General features: G+C 32.4%; 16 protein-coding genes. 11 read left to right on the top strand and 5 right to left on the bottom strand.

The annotated features are described in order from the left end of the window. Positions 1–50: 50 nt before the first annotated feature. Entirely contained in the window at positions 51–983 is a 933-nt protein-coding gene (locus DU428_RS09050; RefSeq protein WP_072352094.1) for a peptidylprolyl isomerase, read from the top strand. 72 nt (positions 984–1055) lie between these two features. Here DU428_RS09050 and DU428_RS09045 read toward each other — a convergent pair whose 3' ends face one another. The 4 genes from DU428_RS09045 to DU428_RS09030 form a co-directional block, all read right to left on the bottom strand. Beyond that, complete coding sequence (locus tag DU428_RS09045) at positions 1056–1370, bottom strand: hypothetical protein (protein WP_072352095.1); 315 nt, start codon at positions 1368–1370, stop codon at positions 1056–1058. A gap of 24 nt (positions 1371–1394) precedes the next feature. Continuing rightward, positions 1395–2786 carry an N-acyl-D-glutamate amidohydrolase gene (locus tag DU428_RS09040; protein ID WP_113966505.1) on the bottom strand — a complete coding sequence of 464 codons (1392 nt, stop codon included), beginning with the start codon at positions 2784–2786 and terminating at the stop codon, positions 1395–1397. Between the two features lie 78 nt (positions 2787–2864). Further along, on the bottom strand, positions 2865–3143 hold the full coding sequence (locus DU428_RS09035) for an amidohydrolase family protein (RefSeq protein ID WP_113966506.1): 279 nt from the start codon (positions 3141–3143) through the stop codon (positions 2865–2867). Positions 3144–3314: 171 nt separating this feature from the next. Continuing rightward, entirely contained in the window at positions 3315–3899 is a 585-nt protein-coding gene (locus DU428_RS09030) for a superoxide dismutase family protein (RefSeq protein WP_113966507.1), read from the bottom strand. 128 nt (positions 3900–4027) lie between these two features. Here DU428_RS09030 and hemN point away from each other — a divergent pair, with 128 nt between their 5' ends. The 7 genes from hemN (at position 4028) to DU428_RS08995 (ending at position 11059) form a co-directional block, all read left to right on the top strand. Then, on the top strand, positions 4028–5392 hold the full coding sequence (gene hemN / locus DU428_RS09025) for an oxygen-independent coproporphyrinogen III oxidase (RefSeq protein WP_113966564.1): 1365 nt from the start codon (positions 4028–4030) through the stop codon (positions 5390–5392). A 10-nt stretch (positions 5393–5402) separates the two neighbouring features. Continuing rightward, positions 5403–6236 (top strand): universal stress protein, encoded by an 834-nt coding sequence (locus DU428_RS09020; RefSeq protein ID WP_072352099.1) that lies wholly within the window; start codon positions 5403–5405, stop codon positions 6234–6236. A gap of 215 nt (positions 6237–6451) precedes the next feature. After that, complete coding sequence (locus DU428_RS09015; protein WP_072352100.1) at positions 6452–6952, top strand: c-type cytochrome; 501 nt, start codon at positions 6452–6454, stop codon at positions 6950–6952. An 83-nt stretch (positions 6953–7035) separates the two neighbouring features. Further along, complete coding sequence (locus DU428_RS09010) at positions 7036–7488, top strand: hypothetical protein (protein ID WP_113966508.1); 453 nt, start codon at positions 7036–7038, stop codon at positions 7486–7488. A gap of 54 nt (positions 7489–7542) precedes the next feature. Then, entirely contained in the window at positions 7543–7938 is a 396-nt protein-coding gene (locus DU428_RS09005; protein WP_072352102.1) for a hypothetical protein, read from the top strand. A 192-nt stretch (positions 7939–8130) separates the two neighbouring features. After that, positions 8131–8982 (top strand): hypothetical protein, encoded by an 852-nt coding sequence (locus tag DU428_RS09000; protein WP_113966509.1) that lies wholly within the window; start codon positions 8131–8133, stop codon positions 8980–8982. Positions 8983–9061: 79 nt separating this feature from the next. After that, complete coding sequence (locus tag DU428_RS08995; RefSeq protein ID WP_113966510.1) at positions 9062–11059, top strand: TonB-dependent receptor; 1998 nt, start codon at positions 9062–9064, stop codon at positions 11057–11059. Between the two features lie 54 nt (positions 11060–11113). On the opposite strand, the gene DU428_RS08990 is transcribed toward DU428_RS08995, so the two are convergent. Beyond that, positions 11114–11938, bottom strand: a complete 825-nt coding sequence (locus DU428_RS08990; RefSeq protein WP_113966511.1) for a universal stress protein — start codon at positions 11936–11938, stop codon at positions 11114–11116. Positions 11939–12139: 201 nt separating this feature from the next. On the opposite strand from DU428_RS08990, the gene nirK reads away from it, so the two are divergent. The 3 genes from nirK to DU428_RS08975 are packed head-to-tail and all read left to right on the top strand — an operon-like array spanning position 12140 to position 15132. After that, positions 12140–13576, top strand: coding sequence for a copper-containing nitrite reductase (gene nirK, locus DU428_RS08985; protein ID WP_072352106.1), 1437 nt, complete (start codon positions 12140–12142; stop codon positions 13574–13576). 14 nt (positions 13577–13590) lie between these two features. Further along, positions 13591–14379 carry a formylglycine-generating enzyme family protein gene (locus tag DU428_RS08980; RefSeq protein ID WP_113966512.1) on the top strand — a complete coding sequence of 263 codons (789 nt, stop codon included), beginning with the start codon at positions 13591–13593 and terminating at the stop codon, positions 14377–14379. Between the two features lie 42 nt (positions 14380–14421). Beyond that, positions 14422–15132: an SCO family protein gene (locus DU428_RS08975; RefSeq protein WP_113966513.1), complete on the top strand. Its 711-nt coding sequence runs from the start codon at positions 14422–14424 to the stop codon at positions 15130–15132. Positions 15133–15137: the final 5 nt, after the last annotated feature.

Genomic DNA, 15137 nt, shown 5'->3' with positions numbered 1-15137 from the left:
CTATTAAAAAAGCATTTCTTATCTTTGCACTTTCATTAAAAAAATAAAACATGCAAGACGGTTTATACGCAAAATTCAATACAACAAAAGGCGAAATATTAGTAGCTTTAGAATATCAAAAAACACCAGGAACTGTAGGTAATTTTGTTGCTTTAGCAGAGGGTAATTTAGAAAACTCGGTGAAGCCACAAGGGACTCCTTACTACGACGGATTAAAATTCCACCGTGTAATTCCAGACTTCATGATTCAAGGTGGTTGTCCACAAGGAACAGGAACAGGAAACCCAGGTTATAAATTTGATGATGAGTTTCATCCAGAATTAAAACACGATAGACCAGGAATTTTATCTATGGCCAATGCAGGTCCTGGAACAAACGGTTCTCAGTTTTTTATTACCCATGTAGAAACTCCTTGGTTAGATAACAACCATACAGTTTTTGGAAATGTAGTGGAAGGACAAGATGTTGTAGATGCTATTGCTCAAGGGGATGAAATTACTACTTTAGAAATTATTAAAGTTGGAGCTGAAGCAGAAGCATTTAATGCTGTTGAAGCTTTTAGAACTTTTGAAGGATCTAGAGCAAAACGTATTGCTGAAGCTAAAGCTGCTCAAGAAGCAGAATTAGATAAAATATCTGCAGGTTTTAGTAAAACAGATAGTGGTTTACGTTACCAAATAGTTCAAGAAGGAACTGGTACGAAAGCAGAAAAAGGAAAAACTGTTTCTGTGCACTATAAAGGACAATTAGCAGACGGAACGGTATTTGATTCTTCTTACAAAAGAAAAGAGCCAATTGAGTTCCCATTAGGAGTAGGTCAAGTTATTTCTGGTTGGGATGAAGGAGTACAACTTTTAAAAGTTGGAGATAAAGCTCGTTTTGTAATACCAAGTGATTTAGCTTACGGAAGTAGAGGAGCTGGAGGAGTAATTCCACCAGATGCTACACTTATTTTTGACGTAGAGTTAATGGACGTTAAATAAGTATCACTTTTTAAGTATATAAAAAAACACTCCCTTATCAGGAGTGTTTTTTGTTTTAAGAATATTGGTTTGCTATTGGAATTTTGTGGTTTTTCTTACAAAGTATAGATATGCTACAAAGCATAAAACACCTATGGTGCCTCCTATACCGTATGCCTTCCATCTGTCCTCTATAATATAATTTATTATAAAAATAGGAGCAGCAGTAGTAAGGAACCCTAAAAAGGGAGTGATTTTCCAAGTTTTTAAAACTAAAGAGTGAAAAACAGGTTCTAGATTGTTTTGGCAATTTTTACAGAAATAGCTTTCGTTAGGTTTTATGTGAAAAATTTCTGTAAAAGCAGCTTTACTCTTGCAGTTAGTACATATCATATTTGTACTCTTCATTTTTATTGCTTGTAGAAATTCTTATTAACTCACCCTACTTAAAAATCTTCCATATTTTTTAGATTCTCCGTATCCTTCTACAAATGCATCGTCTTTGAAAATGGTTTTCCCAGCTACTAAAACTCTAGATATTACGCCTTCATTTCGGTTGACCAATCTTTCGCAGTTATTAAACTCTTTGATAGTTCCAACTTCTACTTCTTCGGTAATAGTATGGAGTTTCTTTGGATTGATAATTACTATATCTGCCGTTTTGCCTTCGGCTAAATACCCACAATCTAAATTAAACCAGTCTCCTTGCTCTTTGGTTAGTCGCCAAATACATTTTTCCATAGACATTATTGGTTTACCGTTATCTATAGCATCTTGTACTATTTTTATCATTTTTAATGGAAAATTATAAAAAGCCATATTGTTTATATGTGCTCCAGCATCGGAAAAACTAATTAGATTGTATGGGAAGTTGTACAGGCTTTTGTATTTTTCTTTTCTATCGTTTGCAATTGTGGTAGTCCATTTTATTTCTTTATCATATTGTATAATGGTGTCTAAAAATAAATCTACTGGATGTAAGTTTTTTTCTTCTGCTAGTTCGTAAAAGTTTTTACCCACAAAACTTTCGTCTGGGCAAGCAGTAATGATAGATTTGCTTAAGTCTTTATGCCATACTTTAGGAGCGAATTTCTGTTTGATTTCCTTTTTGAAATTCTCTCTAAACACCGGGTCTTTAATCAATTCGTTTCTGGTATCTAGTTCTTTTGCTAAGTGTCTTAATGCTTCACCGCTAGGAAATTCTTCAAACATCACCGAATCTACACCATCGTAATAAACCGTAAATGGGCAAGGAGGGGACTGCATTCTGAAATTTGCATTTCCTAAAACATTAATAGCTCTACTTGCAAAACCAATAAGTGGAAAAATATATCTGTCACCTATTAAATCCATCATAGCAATCATGGTGGTTTTTAGCGGTTTTCTAAAAAGTCCGGAACTAGCTAACATATAGTTTAGGGCGTTGTAGCGGGTAACTAAGTTTGGAGCCCCTTGTAAGACGGCATTTTTCTCTCTTAGTAATTTTGGAAGCGCTTTTCTTTCTTTCCAAGAGGAATAAAAAGAAGGTGTTTTGTGTGACCAATATCTGTTTCCATCCATTTTATCCCAAGGATTATCCATAGTAGATAAGCCAATAAATCCTTCGTCTAATGCTTCTTTTAGCAAGGTATACATTTGTTCTTGCTCCTGTTTGTTTGCTTTATCTTCATGGGTTAATGACCTGTCAATACCCATTACTTTCATTCGTAAATCTGAGTGACCAACAAAAGCAGCGACATTAATTCCTAAAGGAGATTTATTGATGTATTCTTTCCATTCTTTAGGAGAATTCCATTCTTTTTTTTCTTCTAATAAAGGAAGCATAACTTCTCTAGGAATAGCTTCTACTCGAGTAAAGGAATCTGAAGTATCTTCTGGTGTATTATAAAAAGCAGAAACCGATCAGCTACCTAAAATCACAGATGTTACTCCGTGTCTCGCTGATTCTTTAAGACCTGGAGAGGCAATTATTTCTGCATCGTAATGGGTGTGTGAGTCTATAAAGCCAGGCATCACCCATTTTCCTTCTGCGTCAATTATATTTACTTCCATTTCAGAAGCAGAAATAGCTCCTATTTTTTTGATTTTTCCGCTAGCATCCACGAAGATGTCTTGTATGCTTGCTTTTTGGTTGGGGTCTCCAGAAAAAAATAGTCCGTTTTTAATAAGTGTGTTTCTCATAATAATTGGTCTCGGTATTTTGGGATAAGTGGGTTACGGAACTAATTTAGTAATAAAAAACGAGATTTCAGTAGCTATCTAAAATGAAGATATTGTTGCTTTTAGCGTTATAGAAAATAAAAAAGCTACCAAAATGGTAGCTTTATTTATTATTAGATTGGATGGATTTTTTTATTGAATAATTCCACCACAGCTTATACGTCCTCCAGCATTACCTGTTGGTTGTGATACAAAATCATCTACCGCAGCGTGTACAATAATAGATTTTCCTATGATATCTTTGTTTTTATCCCCGCAACCAAGACACCATTCGTCTGTCTTGAACTCTAGATAAGCCATACCTTTTTCGTTAGCAGTTAGGTTTCCAATATCTCCTTTATGGTATCCAGCTGCATCTCCCCATTTTCCGTGTGGTTGCGCTGTTGGATTCCAGTGTCCGCCTGTAGAAGTTCCGTCTTCTGCAGAGCAGTCCGCTTTTTCGTGAATATGGATTGCATGTTGGCCAGGTTCTAAATTTTCAATCATAGCAATCATTTTTACCTCTCCATTTTTTTCTGTGAAAACAATATTTCCTTTTACATTAGATCCACTCTTAGGCTGCAATTCCATTTTCAGCTTTTTTTCGTTTACAGTTTCTGTTGTTTCTGTAGTTGTTGTGGTTTTTTCTTGTACTTCTTTGTCTTCTTTTGCTTGCTTTTTACAGCTAAAAGCAAATACTAAACTAAAAGCAAGAATATAAATCGTTCTTTTTTTCATTATAAATATGTTTGTTGTTTAAAAAATAAAGTTACAGATAAATTATGGAACACCAAATTTTCTAATATGATATATATCATGTTTTTTTTTAATTAGATACTTTAATTTTGGTTAATATTAATTTAGGTATGACAAATTCACTTGTAAATAAATATAATGTAGCTGGTCCTAGATACACAAGTTACCCTACTGTTCCTTATTGGGATGCATCAAGTTTTTCTTTTGAAAAATGGAAAGGCTCTTTAATACAATCTTTTAACGAAAGTAATGATAGTGAGGGAATTAGCTTGTATATTCACTTACCGTTTTGTGAAAGTCTATGTACGTTTTGTGGATGCAATAAACGTATAACCAAAAGACATGAGGTGGAATCTCCTTATATAACGGCTGTTTTAAAAGAATGGGGCTTATACTGTGATTTATTTGACAGTAAACCTATTATTAAGGAATTGCATTTTGGAGGAGGAACACCTACTTTTTTTTCGCCTGAAAATTTAAAGAAATTAATAAACGGACTATTAGGTAGGTCTGTACTAGCGGAGCATTATGAATTTAGTTTTGAAGGACATCCTAATAATACCACAAGAGAACATTTACAAACGCTTTACGATTTAGGTTTTCGTCGTGTAAGTTTTGGTGTGCAAGATTATAATGAAAGCGTACAGAAGGCTATACATAGAATTCAACCTTTTGAAAATGTTAAACGTGTTACAGAAACAGCTAGAGAAATAGGTTACGCATCTGTAAGCCACGATATTATTTTTGGTTTGCCATTTCAAACAGAAGCCCATGTAAGGGAAACCATCAAGAAAACCAAAGCCTTAAAACCGGACAGAATTGCTTTTTATAGCTATGCACATGTGCCATGGATAAAAGGAAATGGACAACGCGGGTTTAAGGAAAGCGATTTGCCTTCACCAGAAAGTAAACGTTTTCAATATGAACTAGGAAAAAAGTTACTATCGGAAGCAGGTTATGTAGAAATAGGTATGGATCATTTTGCATTAAAAACAGATGCTTTATACCAAGCAACCGAAAATAAAAAGTTGCACAGAAACTTTATGGGATATACGGCATCCAAAACACAAGCTATGATTGGTTTAGGGGTTTCCTCTATAAGTGACAGTTGGTATGGATTTGCACAGAATGTGAAAGTGATTGAGGAATATTATAAATTATTAGAACAAGATATGATTCCGGTTTTTAAAGGACATATTTTAAATGCCGAAGACCTTATTATTCGAAAACATATATTAAACTTAATGTGTCAGTTAGAAACTTCTTGGACAGCAGAAGAAAATTATTTTCCTGAATTACCAGAAGTACTTAACAAACTTAAAGAAATGGAGAAAGATGCTCTTGTAGAAATTTTTCCAAATAGCATAATAGTAACAGACAAAGGAAAGCCCTTTGTAAGAAATATTTGTATGGCTTTTGATTTGCTTTTACAACGCAATCAGCCAGAGTCACAACTATTTTCAATGACCATATAACATCAGCATTATGAAAAAAATAATTGTACCCATAGATTTTTCAGAGCACTCTGAATACGCACTAGAAACAGCAGCAGTTTTTGCAAAAAAATATAATGCAGAAATTTTAGCATTACATATGTTAGAATTATCTAACGCCGTTCTTACTAGTACAGGAGATTCGCAACAAATGGAAACTGTTTTCTATTTAAGATTAGCGAAACAAAAGTTTAAAGACTTTTTAGACAAAGATTATTTAAAAGGCATTAAGGTTACACCTATTGTAAAACACTTTAAGGTTTTTAGTGAAATAAGTGAGGTAGGTAAAGAACACAATGTAGACTTAATCATTATGGGTTCGCAAGGAACCAGTGGTCTTAAAGAAGTATTTATAGGTTCTAATACAGAAAAGGTTGTGAGACATTCTGAGATTCCGGTTTTAGTAATAAAACACAGTCCTATTTTAACGAATTTTGATCATATAGTTTTTGCTTGTGATTTTTCAGAAGAGTCTATTAACCCTTATCTTAAAGCAAGTAAGATGTGTGAAGGCTTAGATGCAACTATGCATTTGGTTTATGTAAATCTTCCAGATAATAGATTTAGAAGTTCAACAGAAATAGAAAAACGAGTGGCAACATTTTTAAAGACGGCAGATGGGAATATAGATAAAATGAAAAATGTGGCCTATGTAAATGATTATACTATAGAAAAAGGAATATTAAACTATGCCAATGTAATAGGAGCAGATTTAATTGCTGTGGCAACACATGGTAGAACAGGTTTAGCTCACTTTTTTGAAGGAAGTGTTTCGGAAGATATCGCAAACCACTCTACATTACCAGTAATGACATTTAAAATATAAAAGCACTTTGATTTGATAGTTTTATTAGTTAATATTTTTGATTAAAGTGAGAAAAAAGCTGGACATTGTTCAGCTTTTTTTAAAGAGTTTGCTTTAATTAAGATATATTTATCTTGAATATGATTTGTATCATATTTTATAACTATTAGTTCCTTTAATTTTATACTTTATAAATAAGATATTTTACATTTAAATAAACATTAAAATTTGAAAAAATGAAGCACACACTAAAAGTAATGACTGTATTATTCGCAACCATCCTAATGAGTTGTGGAGGTAAAGAAGAAAAGAAAAAAGATGAATTACCTTTTAAGAAAAAAGCTCCTACAGAAAAAGTAGAGACAGTTAAGGAGGAAAAGGTTCTTGCATCTAAAAAAGTAGATTTAGAAAACAAAGGAGTAGGGCCAATTACCTCTATAACTTTAGACGATACTATTGACCAAAAAATGGCAAATAGAGGAGAAGAGGTATTTAAGCAAATGTGTACTGCTTGTCATAGAACAGACAAAAAGTTTATTGGTCCAGCACCAAAAGGAATTTTAGAGCGTAGATCACCAGAATGGATTATGAACATGATTTTAGATCCTGAAGGAATGGTTAAAAATGATCCGTTAGCAAAGGAGTTATTAGAAGAATTTAATGGTTCTCCAATGGCTAATCAACACTTAAGTGAAGCAGATGCTCGTGCGGTATTAGAATACTTCAGAACTTTATAATAAATTATATAACGCTTGGCATTTCATTTTAAATAGCATTGTCAAGCGTTATTTTTTTTAACCCAATGACTAAGTAAGTAATTATGAAAATTAGATATACCATTGTTGTTTTACTACTAGCAGTTGCTTTTAGTTGTAAAAACGAAACAAAACACAAAAATCAGCAAATTTCTCAAACCAATGAGATAACTGTAAGCGATAGCTTACAATTAATGTTGAATAAAGGAAAGAAATGGCGTGTCAATCCGGAAACACAAGGCGGAGTAGAAAAAATGCAATCTATTATTACTGCATTTAAAAAAGAACCTAGCAAAAATTATATAGCTTTAGGAAAGAAGCTCTCTAAGCAAACAAGCTATATTATTCAGAATTGTAATATGGTAGGTCCGTCGCATGATCAATTGCATGTAGTTTTAGTTCCTATGTTAGATGCCATAGGAAATTTAAAAGAAGCTGAAAATAGTGCAAAGGGAGCAAAAGCCTTACTAAAATTAGAAGGCTTGATTCAAGATTATTTTAATCATTTTGAGCTATGATTTTATAATGATTTCCATCCTGTTTTATCATAAAAATAGTCTTATTTTTGTGTTGTGATAAGGGCTATAGCACAAAAAATAACAGCTTTAATTTTAGTATTTATATTATTCTCTCACAATATAAATACACTCGTTATTATTGGTGATTTTGTAATAAACCAAGATTTTATTGCAAAAACTTTATGTATTCAAAAAGACGAGCAAAAAGGGTGTAATGGTAAATGTCAATTACGTAAAGAACTTTCTGACACTAATTCCAGTTCTAAATCAGATAATCCTATTCAAGAAAATAAACGCATGGCTTTAGATCTGTTCTGTATTTCTAACACTAATACGGTTATAACAGCATCTTTACCAATAGCTGTGAACAAAGTAAATTCAATTAGTATCTCTTCAAGAATTTTTAAAATGTTTCTAGAAATAGATACCCCTCCGCCAAAATTTAGCTAATCATTTTACGAAAAAAAATCAAAATGATTTTACTCTAAACCTTGTCTCAATTATTAAACAAGTAAGAGTTTTATAAATAAACATTTCACATTTATATTGAAAAGACACAGTTGTTATGACTAAAAACTAGTTGTAATTATAGCTCTGTATAAAAGAGTTATGTGTTTTCAATATACCCAATAAATTAATAAAATGAAACTAAAATATATATTACTATTCTTATTTATAGCTTGTTTTACAACTGCATGTAATACAGATGACGCTGATGACACCCAACAAGAAGTAAATGAAGTAGAAGGAGTACTTAAAGTTCAAGAAATCTCTAATAACACTCATACAATAGAACTTTATAATAAAGAAGGAGTTTTTAAAACAGGATATAATAGTATTCGTTTACGAATAAAAGATAATACTACAAATATGTATGTAGAAAACGCAACTGTTTCTTGGAAGCCAATAATGCAAATGCCAAGCATGCAACACTCTTCTCCTTATTCTACTATTGAAAAATCTATAGGAACAAACACTGTTTATCAGGGTTTTATTGTGTATCAAATGACAAATACAGATGGTTCTGGTTGGTCTTTAACTATAGATTATGCTATTGATGGAACAGATTATACTGCTACCGATGCTATACATGTATTGCAAAACGAAAAACAGCATGTAACTAGCTTTATGGGAAACGATGCTGTTCGTTATGTATTAGCGCTAGTAGAACCTGAAAGTCCTATTATTGGTGTTAATACATTAAAAGTAGCATTATTTAGAATGGAAAGTATGATGACTTTTTCAGAAGTTGAAGATTATACTATTTCTTTAGATCCTAGAATGCCAGGAATGGGTAATCACTCTTCACCAAACAATACAGATTTAAGCTATAGCTTTGTAGATAAGCTGTATCATGGAGATTTATCATTAACGATGACTGGATATTGGGTTCTTAACTTAAAGCTTATGAATACGCTTGATGAAATACTAAAAGGAGAAACGGTAACAGAAGACAATCCACAAAGCTCATTATATCTTGAGCTAGAGTTTTAAACAAGAATCTATATAATTAGGCTATTGAAAAAGCTACTTTATTCTGGCTTTTTTGATAGCCTTATAAAATGCTATAAATATGAAAAAGCTATTTGTTTGTTGCTTTAGCATACTTTTTTTTGGGTTTTCATTTGGACAAGAAGATGATAATTTCGTTAAAAAAGATACTATAATTTTAAAAGAAGTAACAGTAAGTACAAGGCGAAAATTAAGTAATTATCGTCAAGAAAAAACACTTTCTACTCTCGATAATTTTTTAGAAAAATCCAATAATATCACCATGATAAAACGTGGTAATTATGCTTGGGAGCCCGCTTTAAATAATATGCAAAGTGAGCGTTTATCTGTAACTATTGATGGCATGCATATTTTTGGCGCATGTACAGATAAAATGGACCCAATAACATCTTATGTAGATGTATCTAATTTAGAAAAAGTAGCTGTGGGTTCTGGGCAAGTAGGTACAGAAAACGGGCATAGTGTTGGTGGCGGAATTGATTTACAACTAGCTCCGTCTAAATTTTTCGACTCTGGATTAAAAACAAGTGTAGATTTGGGGTACGAAACAAATGGAAATTATAAAACTGCAGGTTTAGATATGGAATACTCTAGCAATCAGTTTTATGTAAATGCTGATGGTATTTATAGAAAATCTGATAATTATGACGCAGGAAACAGTAAAGAGATTTTGTATTCTCAATTTGAAAAGTTTAATATTTCGCTACAAACAGGATATCAATTATCTGAAAACCATGCAATAGATGCAAGTGTTATTTATGATAAAGCTACAGATGTAGGTTACCCTGCACTCCCAATGGATGTTTCTTCAGCGGAAGCTTTAATTACAGCTGTTACGCATCATTTCAAAAATGAATCAGCCACAATAAAAAGCTTAGAAACGAAAATTTATTTTAATACAATTACACATGTTATGGACGATTCTAAACGTCCAGATGTGCCTATTCGAATGGATATGCCAGGTTGGAGTGATACCTATGGTTTTTATAGTAAGGCTAATTTGCATACCAATAAACATCATCTTTCACTAAATCTTAACGGATTTTATAATCGTTCTTTAGCAGAAATGACCATGTACCCAAACGATATGAATCAACCAGCTATGTTTATGTATACCTGGCCAGATATTAGAACATTATATGGAGGTGTTTATGCAAAAGATATTTATACCTTAAATACGCATGAAACACTTACGGGCTCGGTAAGATTTGGATTCCATCAAAATAAAATAACAGAAGAAGTAGGTTTAGAAAGTTTACAAATTTTTTATCCTAAACTATCTAATTATAAAAATAGATTTTTATCCAGTTTTTCAGTAGATTATACCTTCAAGAAAAAACACTACGACTATTCCTTTGGCGTAGGCTATGGAGAAAGAGCACCTTCTGTTAGTGAAGCTTATGGTTTTTATCTCTTCAACAGTTTTGATAATTATGATTATATAGGAAATCCAAATTTAAAAAACGAAAAGGCATTTGAAGCCAATATGATAGCCAATTACCATAATAACAAATTTCATTTAGGAATTGCTTCTTCTTACTTTTTTATTAAAGATTATATTATAGGCAATATAACTGATAATTTGAGTCCGATGACTATAAATGCAGATGGTGTAAAACTATATAATGCTATTTCTCATGCAACTATTTTTAATGCTTATTTGAATAGTTCGTATTCCTTTTCTGAATCTTTTTCGGTTAACGCAACTTTAGGCTATAACAATGGAGAAGGAAATAACAATGAAAACTTGCCTTTAATAAAGCCATTTTCTTATTTAGCAGAACTTAACTATCATAAAAAACATTTTAATGTTGCCTTACAATTAGAAGGTAACGGTAACCAAAGTAATTATTCTGGTTATTATGGTGAAGATGCAACTCCAGCTTATGGTGTGTTAAACCTAAATTTAGGGAATGCATTTTATACTAAACATCAAAAATTTGTATTGAAATACGGAATTGAAAATTTGCTAGATACCAACTATACTACTTTTGCAGATTGGAATAATATACCAAGACAAGGTCGTAATTTTTATGTAAATATATCTGCTATTTTATAATGATGTTACCTAAGCTATATATTTTAAAAAGGAGCTGTTTTGCTCCTTTTTAATTTATTTTGCATGTAAAATAAGCATGGGTTTTGTGATTTTTGAGAATGTAATTTTAGTACTTGACTTAGACAAAACGTGTTCTATAATCCCTTCATTATGCACAAATAAAGCCATAAAGTCTATAGGGTTTGTTTGTAAATAAGTAGATAAAGCAAAGTCTATTGGTACATTATTTACAATATGGTATTTACATTTAATTATAGCTAAGTTCACATGATCTCTGTGCTTCTTTTCTGCATTTTCTTCATTCGGATTTACTCTTAAAATATGAAACTGCAGTTTGTAGTCTTCCAAAAACTTCAAAAGCTCTGTAAATGTTTCCTCTTTTACATCGGTTTTAGGATCTAAAGGAAGTAATAACTCCTTAATAGGTTTGAACTTGTAGTTTTCTGGAATAATTAATGTTTTACAGTCAATATGTTTAATAACATTTTTTGTATTACTTCCTAATAGCTTTTCTCTTGCGCCAGAAATACCATTAGTTCCCATTACCACATAATCTATCTCTTGCGCTTTTATAACTTGCTTAATAGCATCTATAAACACATCAAAATCTATATGTGCTTCAAAAATATGATTTTTGTTGTTTTCTTTCTCTTGAATACTAGTAATTAAAGCCTCTAGTTTGTTTTTAGGTTCTTTGGTGAAAGTATCATAAACACTGTCTTTATTAGAATACATTAAATCACTAGAAGTATAGCCTCCAATTTTATGTACATGCATGATATGAAACGTGCATTTTTCATTTTTGAATAATTGTGTAGCGTATTCTATTGCGTTTAACGAATTGTCAGAAAAATCGGTTAAAAGGAGTATCTTTTTCATAATATTTTATATATATTTAAAGGTAGTTAATTATAACTGAGTAAAATATGACGAAAGTCAGTTTTACATCTTCATTAACTATTTTTTCGAAAACTACTTATTTTAATTAAATAGGATAAAAAAGTCCGATTTATGATAATTATCATATTTTAAACAATTCTTTAGCTATATTTTTGACTCAATAATTTAATACTAACTACTATGAAAACAACATTAAAACTATCATTATTAGCAATTGCTTTAACAGCAACAAGTTGCTTTAATAAAGAAAAAGAACCGGTAAAAGCTGAAGACATTACTGTAAGCCAAGAAATGGTTGCCGAATTAACTTCTCCGCCACATGTACCAACCCCGATTGGTAGAAGAAAAGCCAAAAAACTAATTGTGAATATGGAAATTCTGGAACAAGAAGGGGAATTAACTTCTGGAGTACGATATAATTACTGGACCTTTGGTGGTTCTGTACCAGGAAGCTTTATTAGAGCTCGTGTAGGAGATGAGATTGAATTTACCTTATCTAACCACCCAGATAATAAATTACCTCATAATATCGATTTACATGCGGTAACTGGGCCAGGAGGAGGAGCAGAATCTTCTTTCGTAGCACCAGGACATGAAAAAACCTTTTCCTTTAAAACTTTAAACCCAGGGCTTTTTGTATACCATTGTGCTACTGCACCAGTTGGGATGCATATTGCAAACGGAATGTACGGTCTAATCTTAGTTGAACCAGAAGGAGGATTAGAGCCAGTAGATAAAGAATACTACGTAATGCAAGGTGATTTCTATACTAAAGGTAAAAATGGAGAAAGAGGATTACAACCTTTTGATATGCAAAAAGCAGTAGATGAAAATGCAGACTACGTGGTATTTAACGGTAGTGTAGATGGGTTAACTGGAGATAATGCAATTACTGCAAAAGTTGGAGAAACCGTAAGATTATTTGTAGGAAATGGAGGTCCAAACCTAGTATCTTCTTTCCACGTAATTGGAGAAATTTTTGACAAAGTATATGTAGAAGGAGGAGATTTAATTAATGAAAATATTCAAACAACCCTTATTCCTGCAGGTGGAGCTGCTATAGTTGAGTTCCGTGTAGATGTACCAGGATCTCTTGTATTAGTTGACCACTCTATCTTTAGAGCATTCAACAAAGGAGCCTTAGGTATTCTTAATGTAGAAGGTGAAGAAGATAAGAAAATCTACTCTGGAGAAATTCGTGAAGGTATCTACTTACCAGAAGGACCTGGTATTCAAAATATGCCAACTACCGATGAGGTTGTAGAATCTGAAATACCAGCAAAATCTTTTGAAGAGCAAATGAAATTTGGTAAACAAATATATATGCAAAACTGTTTTGCTTGTCACCAAAGTGAAGGACAAGGAATTCCTAACGCGTTCCCTCCTTTAGCTAATTCCGATTACTTAAATGCAGATGTAGACCGTGCAATTAGTGCAGTAGTAAACGGATTAAGTGGAGAAATTACAGTAAACGGTGAGAAATACAATAGTGTCATGACAAGACAGATGATTTCTTCTGAAGAAGTTGCAAATGTATTAACTTACGTTTATAATAGCTGGGGTAACTCTAAGAAAGTAGTTACTAAGGAAATGGTAGATAAAGTAAAAGGTAAATAAAAATTAAAAATAGTATGAAAAGTCAAGTCTTTAGATTCGTGATAGTTCTTTTAGTCTTTCAAACAGCAATGTTTTCACAAACTAAAGACATGGCTTTGATTAAAGGAAGTAGATATATTCCTTTATACGGAAGAGACTCTACAGTTGTAGCAGTTAAAGATTTTGAAATGGATGTTTATCCTGTAAGCAACGCTTCTTATTTAGAGTTTTTAAAAGAAAATCCTAAATGGCAGAAATCTCAAGCTCTAAGACTTTTTACAGATAAAATGTACTTAGCAAATTATAAATCGGACTTAGAGCTTAAAGATTCTGAAAACTTACAGAGTCCAGCAACCTATGTTTCTTGGTTTGCCGCCAAAGCATATTGCGAATGTCAAGGAAAACGATTACCAACAGTAGATGAATGGGAATACGTTGCCATGGCAGATGAAAACACCACGGATGCTAGAGTAAAGCCGGAATATAACAAGCGAATATTAGCTTGGTACGAAGCTCCAAAAAAAGAAAAAATTATTGGAGATAGTCCGAAAAATATCTGGGGTGTATACGACTTACACGGATTGGTTTGGGAGTGGACTTTAGATTTTAACTCGGTATTAATTACTGGAGAATCCCGAAAAGATACAGATCAAGATAATAATCTGTTCTGCGGAAGTGCAGCAGTAAATGCTACAGATTTAATGAACTATGCAGCTTTTATGCGCTACGCTACTCGCGGAAGTTTGAAAGCAAAATATTCTATGAAAAATCTAGGATTTAGATGTGTTAAAGACATAGATACAGCAGCAAAAAACGAACTATAGTTACTCACTTTCCTATTACAGTAACTTTTTAAAACAACAGACATGAAATACTTAAAACCCATTTTAATGGTATTACTTATGGTAGTATCTATTAGTTCTTGTAACAATAAAAAATCGGATGCAGCGCTTGCTATCTATCAATGTCCAATGCTTTGCGAAGGAGACAAAACATATACCGAAGAGGGGTCTTGTCCTGTTTGTAAAATGGATTTAAAGTTAGTAGAAGAACAAGCTTCAGAAAAAGTTACAAACGATGAGATTTCAGAAGAATCTATTTTCAACTTAACCAGTAAATGGCATACCGAAGAAGGTACTAAAATTGAATTAAAAGATTTAAAAGGAAAAACCTTAGTAATGGTTATGATTTATACTTCTTGTAAAGCTGCTTGTCCTAGATTAGTTGCCGATATGAGAAATATTGAAGCCAAAATCCCTAAGGAAAGATTAAAAGACTTAAACTTTATTCTAGTAAGTATAGATCCTGAAGTAGATACACCAGAGCGACTAAAAGCATTCGCCATTGAAAACCTTATGGACGATGCACATTGGACTTTTTTACAAGGTACAGAAAGTGGTGTAAGAGAATTTGCCAATGTACTTTCGGTAAAATACAAAGAGATTTCTCCAATCGATTTTTCTCACTCTAATATTATAAGTGTTTTTAATACGGAAGGCGAATTAATTCACCAACAAGAAGGTTTAGGGGTAGACAATGCTGAAACAGTAGACGCTATTCTAGAGCTAACAAAATAAAGCCA

The organism is Oceanihabitans sediminis, from assembly GCF_003337215.1.
In the GTDB taxonomy this organism is placed as follows: Bacteria; Bacteroidota; Bacteroidia; order Flavobacteriales; family Flavobacteriaceae; genus Oceanihabitans; species Oceanihabitans sediminis.
This window is presented reverse-complemented; position numbering and strand designations above follow the sequence as displayed.